This window comes from Pseudomonas psychrophila, assembly GCF_001043005.1.
GTDB lineage: Bacteria > Pseudomonadota > Gammaproteobacteria > Pseudomonadales > Pseudomonadaceae > Aquipseudomonas > Aquipseudomonas psychrophila.
Window position 1 is genome coordinate 1 of sequence record NZ_JYKZ01000039.1, and the last position, 866, is coordinate 866.

The 866-nt window shown below is 48.0% G+C and carries 2 protein-coding genes; one reads left to right on the plus strand and one right to left on the minus strand.

Translation table 11 applies throughout. The features are described from left to right. Positions 1 to 266: 266 nt before the first annotated feature. Positions 267 to 404, plus strand: coding sequence for a hypothetical protein (locus TU76_RS25460; protein WP_048352629.1), 138 nt, complete (start codon positions 267 to 269; stop codon positions 402 to 404). Positions 405 to 462: 58 nt separating this feature from the next. On the opposite strand, the gene TU76_RS25455 is transcribed toward TU76_RS25460, so the two are convergent. Beyond that, entirely contained in the window at positions 463 to 600 is a 138-nt protein-coding gene (locus tag TU76_RS25455; protein WP_048352630.1) for a hypothetical protein, read from the minus strand. Positions 601 to 866 lie beyond the last annotated feature (266 nt).

Below are 866 nucleotides of genomic sequence, written 5' to 3' on the forward strand. Positions count from 1 at the left end.
TTACAACCCGGAAAGCCTGCGTTACAGCGAGGTTTTTGGGTAGTTTACGAAAAATTGTCGGTTTGGGAATTTCCGAAGAATCGGTTCAGCCAATTGCCTGTTTTTTCTGCATAAACCTTTTTCCGAAAAAAACCGAAGAAAAAATCCAAATGAAACCGTGTCAATAAATATTTTGCATTTTGAAACACTCTCTCCTAGGTTCATTCCACTTGCCAGCGAAGCCCGTTGGCAAGCGTTCTCAAACAACGTCCTCTAGGAGATACACCATGCAAGCACTGGAAAAAGACCTGGAAACTGAACTGCAACTTGACGATTGGTTTGAAGCGCCGACCCCTGAGGCCGCCGTTGAAATGATGCAAGCCGACGCCGTTGTGCCATTCGGCACCGCGATGTGGCCGTTCTAATACCCGGCAGGCATTCGGCAGGTGCCGTGCACAGCACCTGCCGAATGCCTGCCGGGTGTTAGACCGGCCACATCGCGGTGCCGAACGGCACAACGGCGTCTGCTTGCATCATTTCAACTGCGGCCTCATGGGTCGGCGCTTCAAACCAATCGTCAAGTTGCAGTTCAGTTTCCAGGTCTTTTTCCAGTGCTTGCATGGTGTATCTCCTAGAGGACGTTGTTTGAGAACGCTTGCCAACGGGCTTCGCTGGCAAGTGGGATGAACCTAGGAGAGAGTGTTTCAAAATGCAAAATATTTATTGACACGGTTTCATTTGGATTTTTTCTTCGGTTTTTTTCGGAAAAAGGTTTATGCAGAAAAAACAGGCAATTGGCTGAACCGATTCTTCGGAAATTCCCAAACCGACAATTTTTCGTAAACTACCCAAAAACCTCGCTGTAACGCAGGCTTTCCGGGTTGTAA